This window comes from Clostridium coskatii, assembly GCF_001675205.1.
GTDB classification, from domain to species: domain Bacteria; phylum Bacillota; class Clostridia; order Clostridiales; family Clostridiaceae; genus Clostridium_B; species Clostridium_B ljungdahlii.
This window is the reverse complement of sequence record NZ_LROR01000083.1, coordinates 1-6,277: the sequence shown is the minus strand read 5'-3', so window position 1 is coordinate 6,277 and position 6,277 is coordinate 1. Positions and strand designations below refer to the sequence as shown.

Sequence of the window (6,277 nt, the reverse complement as noted above, 5' to 3'; positions counted from 1 at the left end):
TCTGTCATTGGTTTTACCTTATAAACATCTTTTTTTCTTGCCATAAAAAAAGCCTCCTATAATTTTTATTTTATCATAGAAAGCTTTATGTTTTTATTTTATTTACAGACTTTTTATCACAGGCTCGTAATTTTTAGGAATTATTGCAATAACTCATTTTAAATTTGTAAGGTGATTTATTCTCATTCTTAAAAAATACTTTGCTGAAATATGCAATATCAGTATAACCTACTTCCATGGCAATTTGTGTTATAGATTTATCTGTATTGACTAATAATTTTTTAGCATTTTCAAGTCTTAGATTTGTAATATACTGGGTAAATGTCACTCCCATTTTTTGCTTGAAATATCTACTTAAGTACTGAGGATTTAAGTGTACAAAATTTGCTACAGTATTTAATTTTATATCTTGTGTATAATTATTATCAATATATTTTATTGCAGTTTTTATAGTACTTTCAGAAATTTCCTTAGACTTTAAATTAGATATTTTTCTAGAATCAAAGTTATCTATAGATTTAAGAGCTTTATTTATAGAAGCTTTTAGATTAGATGGCCGAACAGGTTTTAATAAATAATCTATTACTCCATATTTTATTGCCGTTTGTGCGTAGTCAAATTCTCCATAGGCTGTTATTATAATTGTTTTAGTGTTTGGCAGAAAGTTAATTATTTCTTTTTGAGCATCTAAACCAGTTTTTTCAGGCATTTTTATATCCATAAGAATTATATCAGGTTTATTTATCTTAGCGTTTAATACTGCTTCTTCTCCATTTTTAGAATCTCCTTCAATATCAATATTAAAGAATTCTCTTTGCAATAATATTCTTAATGATTTTCTCTCAAGAGGTTCATCATCGACTATCATAAGTTTATACATCTTAATCACCCTCCTGTTAAGGTATTATAAAATTTGTTTAATAGTAATGGTTAAAATACTAAAAATTATTATTTCAATTTTGGAATACGTATATATACTTTTGTTCCAACATCAAGAGTACTTTCTATTTTCAGACCGTAATCTCTACCAAAATAATGCTTTAGCCTATTGTCAGTATTTTGCAGTCCTATACCTAAACCGCTATCAGAGAGGTCTTTTGAGTTATTTAATAGGTTAAGTATGCTGCTATTAATTCCTCTGCCATTATCACTTATTTCAATTATTATATCTTTTTTTGAATTGGAGGTGCTATTTATAGTTATTTTTCCACCTTCTTTTTTGGTTTCAAGGCCATGAACGAGGGAGTTTTCAACAAGTGGCTGAAGAATCATGGTTGGAATTCTATATTCATTAAGAGATTCATCTATATTAATTTCATAGGAAATTCTATCGCTGTACCTTAAAGCTTGGATAAAAAGATATCGTTTTATATTAGTAATTTCATCTTTGAGTTTGGGAAATTCCTCTAAGTTTCGTAAGCTATATCTTAATAAATCAGAGAGATTATATATTAGTTCTTCTGTTGTAGGAGCATTTTCAATTAGAGCCATACTTGCTATTGTATTTAAAGTGTTAAACAGAAAGTGAGGATTAATTTGAGCTTGTATAGTTTTTAACTGCATTTTTTTGGCATACTGTTCAAGCTTAATTTTTTCTTCACTTTCTTTTAATAATTTTTCCTGTGTAAGAGTATGAAGGCCCATTTCAGCTATATAATTTGCAAGAAATGTATAAAATGAAACACAATTTTGTAGGTAGTCGCTTTCAACAATTTCTATGCGTTCAGCAGCTTCCTTTAGTTTTTCTAGAGGAAGCTCATAATTTTTAGAAATCCAATTTAAGTCTATGGAATCTCTTGTTTGTTGTCCTTTTAGTAATACCTGTCCGCCCAACACGGCACCTACATAGATATCGTTTACTATTATAGGTGCAGCACAATCAATTAGTCCTGTGTGGCATTTATATACTCTTGGCTTTTTATCTTTCATAGCCATAAAGCCTGCTTGAGAATCACAGGATATACAGTTTTTACATCCTTTTGGGGAGGAACGAATAAGTTTACAAAATGGCGTGAAATTGTTTTCATTACAAACAGGAACCCCATGAATATCTGTTGTAACTGCAGAAAAAATAACTATTTTAGCGAGTTTGTCTTGGATATCTTTTAAAGTGTTTATATCAATAATGTCACTGAATTTAAGATCTTTTAATGAATTCATTTGTATATCCTCCGTAAAAAAAAATCTTGTAAATAGTAAGTTACTTTAGAAATATAGCTTATGTATATTTGTAAAATTTAAGAATATTTTAAGGGGTACACGATTTGAAAGTCACAGAAAATAAAATTAAAATTTACTGAGTTTATTTTTTAACAATTAAAACTGTGAAAATAAAATAAGTTAAATGAAAAATAGATATTTAACTTATATAATACTCAAACAAAATTTGTCGCTTAATAGAATTATAATATTTAATGTGTCGATTTACAAGAAAATTAACTAATGAATATAAAAATATAACAAATTTCTAAGATGTCAAAATAGTACAACATATAAAAATATATATTGTACAAAATGCAGTCGAATTTATTAAAAAACTTTATTTGCTTTTGTAATAAAATTAAACCACAAATTTGATTATAAAAAATATTATAAACTTTTGGGGGTGAGATCTTATAGGAAAAAAACATTGCTAGGTACAGTAATTTAATGAATCGTCAGCTAATAAGAAGGCTGCAAGGTTTAATAGCTAAGGTAGCAAATGTTAAAGAAATTTACCTTCATTGTCAAAATATTAAATGTTTCGAGGTGGAAAAATGGATCAAGAGATAATCAATAAGGTTTTGGAAGAGCTTAGAAAGAAAACAAATTGTGAAAATTCAAGTGATACGACAGATAAAACACAAAATACACAAAATTCTAAATCAGAATTAAAGGAAGAAAAAATAATAGAAAAGGAAGAAAAGAGGGAAGCTTTTATGATAAATGATACGCCTGTAATAACAGAATATGTAGGATGTGCTATTGGAGATACGGTTGGTTTGGTTATTGCTAACATTGATGGAAGTATTCAAGAAAAAATGAACTTGGATCCTAAGTACCGTTCTTTAGGAATTATAAGTGCAAGGACAGGTGCTGGACCTCATATTATGGCTGCAGATGAAGCTGTAAAAGCAACAAATACTGTAATTGCGGCAATAGAACTTCCAAGGGATACAAAAGGTGGTGCAGGACATGGATCACTCATAATTTTTGCTTCTGAAGATGTATCAGATGCTAGAAGAGCTGTTGAAGTTGCATTAAAAGATGTAGAAAGAACATTTGGAGATGTATATGGATGTGATGCGGGACATGCAGAACTTCATTATACTGCAAGAGCAAGTCTTGCACTCGAAAAGGCTTATGGGGCTCCACTTGGAAAATCTTTTGGAATAGTTGTAGGAGCACCAGCAGGGGTAGGTTTGGTTATGGCAGATACTGCAATGAAAACTGCTAATGTGGAATTGGTTACTTATGCAAGTCCAAATGATGGTACATCACATTCAAATGAGGTAATTATATCAATAACAGGAGATTCTGGAGCTGTTAAGCAGTCTGTAATAGCGGCTAGAGAAGTAGGAATAGGAATATTAAAATCTATGGGACAAAATCCTATTTCAACAACAAAGCCTTATATTTAAGCTATATGCAAACGCTTATATAAATATATGCTATAAACGTAAAAGAAGGGATAATATGACTATATTTAACATTAAACCCACAATTTGTTTTGATAGAGGGTCAATAGAGTATTTGAAAAACATAAAGAATAAAAGAGTGTGTATAGTTACCGATCCGTTTATGCTTAAATCAGGTACTGCAGATAAAATAATTGACATATTAAAAGATAATAAAGTTGAGTATGAAATCTTTTCAGAGATAAAACCTGATCCACCGATTGAAATCGTTGCTATGGGAGTAAATAAAATGAGAATATTTAAACCAGATGTAGTAATTGCATTAGGCGGCGGTTCATCAATTGATGCTACGAAAAGCATTATATTCTTTACTATTAAAATATTAAATACTAATGGAGGCAATTATAAAAAACCATTATTTGTAGCTATTCCAACTACTAGTGGTACAGGATCAGAAGTTACTTCTTTTTCAGTAATTACAATGGGAGGTACAAAATTTCCTTTGATTAATGATGAATTAGTTCCAGATATAGCTATAATTGATGCAAATCTTGTTAAAACAGTGCCTCAACGAATAACAGCAGATACTGGAATGGATGTTTTGACTCATGCCATTGAGGCGTATGTTTCGACAAAAAGCTCTGATTATACAGATGCGCTGGCTGAAAAGGTTGTAAAATTAGTATTTGACTATTTACTAAGGGCTTATAGAGATGGAAACGATGTGCTTGCAAGAGAAAAATTACATAATGCATCTTGCATGGCTGGTATGGCATTTACAAATGCATCTTTAGGAATTAATCACAGTATGGCACATACATTAGGGGGGAAATTTCATATACCACATGGTAGGGCAAATGCAATTTTATTACCGTATGTCATTGAGTATAATGCTAATTTAAAATCAGAAAATGAAACAGAATCAGGAAAAAAGTATGCTAATTTGTCTAGAATCTTAGGGTTACCTTGTGCTTCTACAAATGAGGGAGTAAGAAGTATTATTGCTGCAATAAAAATATTAATGAATGCAACTAATACACCTATGAACTTACAGGAAGTAAACATAGATAAACTTGATTTTTTAAACGAACTAGAGAATATGGTAAATGATGCTTTAAATGATAAATGCACAGCTACTAATCCAAGGAAAACTAGCAAAGAAGAAATAGCTAAATTGTTTGAAGAAGTTTATGGTAAATAGCATTTTTATAAATTAGCGAAAATGTTAACAATAAGGAGGATAATATGAATATGAAAAATAAATTATTAGGTGAATGTTTTGCTGAATTTATAGGTACATTTATCTTATTATTTATTGGAATTGGGGTAGTAGCAGCTCTAGTTGCAGTAAATGCAAACGTTACATTTTGGGGATTATCTATGTGTTGGGGATTAGCTATAACAATAGCTATATTTGTTGTTGGCGATACTTCCGGAGCTCATATAAATCCTGCGGTTACAATAGCTCTAGCAGTATGGAAGAAATTTGACAAAAAGAAAGTAATTCCTTATATTGTTTCACAAATTTTAGGAGCTTTTACAGCAGCAGCAATAGTTTATGGGTTATATGGCAGTTCTATAAGACAATTTGAAAGCAGCAAAAATATTATTAGAAACTCACAAGCTGGGTGGAGTTCAGCAGGAATATTTAGTACATTCCCTAAAACAGGGTTGTCAATGTTCAATGCTTTTATGGTAGAAATGTGTATAACGGCCATTTTAGTATTAGTTATTTTTGCAGTAACAGATGGATGCAATAAGAGTTGTCCTAAAAATGGTATGCCAGCTTTGGCTATAGGTTTGGTAGTAGCGTTATTAGGAGCATCATTTGGAACTTTAACTGGTTTTGCTATGAATCCAGCCCGTGATTTTGGTCCAAGATTATTATGTGTGCTGGCAGGATGGGGAACAAATGCTTTTGGACCTAATAATTATGGACTTATTGTACCTATATTTGCTCCTATTGTAGGAGGAATTTTAGGTGGAGGCATATATGAAAAATTAATTTCACTTTATTTACCTGCTAAAATGAAACCTAGTATTGAAAAGAATCAGGTTGAGAGCTAGAAGAGGGTAAAGGGGGTTCAAAATGAAATTTATTACCGAAATTGATTTGCGGGATTTATATAGAAAAGAACCTTTTACAGATTATGAGTTAAAACTTGGGACAAGACTTACACCTGAAGCAAGTCAGTTTCTGTCAGACAAAGGTATAAATATGTTTGATGACGGGTCTTATTACAAAAAGAAAAATGTTGTAAATAAAGAACAACCTGTGGAGAAGAAGCATGATGTAGATAAAAAACAAGCTGTAGAGAAAAAGGAAACTGTGGAAAAGGTGCAGAGCATAAATGAAAATCAAACACCTGCACAGCCGAAAAAGAAAAATAATTGGAAGAAGAAAAAACTTTACAGTAAGATGAAATCAACGGAAGCATTGTTCCTTATTACAGAAGAAGAACTTTTGAATAAGGATATCCTTTGGGCACAGAATGTTATTAGTTTAGGTAAGCAGTTTACTAAAATTAAAAACGCCATTCAGGGTAAAGGGTCCGTTGAAAATCTTTGTATTAAGGAATGTACAGCAATAAATTTTAGCAATTATTCACTTGATTTAGATGATTGCTTTGAAATTACAGAATTTCATATGCAGCTTAAAA

Annotated in this window: 6 protein-coding genes; 4 read left to right on the top strand and 2 right to left on the bottom strand. The window is 30.6% G+C overall.

All coding sequences use genetic code 11. From position 1 onward, the window contains the following. Nucleotides 1–133: 133 nt before the first annotated feature. Nucleotides 134–880: a response regulator transcription factor gene (locus CLCOS_RS18060; RefSeq protein WP_013237850.1), complete on the bottom strand. Its 747-nt coding sequence runs from the start codon at nucleotides 878–880 to the stop codon at nucleotides 134–136. Nucleotides 881–948: 68 nt separating this feature from the next. Next, nucleotides 949–2,160: a sensor histidine kinase gene (locus CLCOS_RS18055; RefSeq protein WP_013237851.1), complete on the bottom strand. Its 1,212-nt coding sequence runs from the start codon at nucleotides 2,158–2,160 to the stop codon at nucleotides 949–951. Between the two features lie 596 nt (nucleotides 2,161–2,756). On the opposite strand from CLCOS_RS18055, the gene pduB reads away from it, so the two are divergent. The 4 genes from pduB to CLCOS_RS18035 form a co-directional block, all read left to right on the top strand. Beyond that, a complete protein-coding gene (gene pduB, locus CLCOS_RS18050; protein WP_013237852.1) occupies nucleotides 2,757–3,620 on the top strand; it encodes a propanediol utilization microcompartment protein PduB in 864 nt (287 codons plus the stop codon). Nucleotides 3,621–3,675: 55 nt separating this feature from the next. Beyond that, nucleotides 3,676–4,818 carry a 1-propanol dehydrogenase PduQ gene (locus tag CLCOS_RS18045; protein ID WP_063602626.1) on the top strand — a complete coding sequence of 381 codons (1,143 nt, stop codon included), beginning with the start codon at nucleotides 3,676–3,678 and terminating at the stop codon, nucleotides 4,816–4,818. Nucleotides 4,819–4,868: 50 nt separating this feature from the next. Next, the gene (locus tag CLCOS_RS18040; RefSeq protein ID WP_063602627.1) at nucleotides 4,869–5,684 is read left to right on the top strand and encodes an MIP/aquaporin family protein; all 816 of its coding nucleotides are present in this window, start codon (nucleotides 4,869–4,871) and stop codon (nucleotides 5,682–5,684) included. Between the two features lie 22 nt (nucleotides 5,685–5,706). Then, nucleotides 5,707–6,277, top strand: a 571-nt coding sequence (locus CLCOS_RS18035) for a hypothetical protein (RefSeq protein ID WP_065080056.1), incomplete at its 3' end; no start/stop codon positions are given.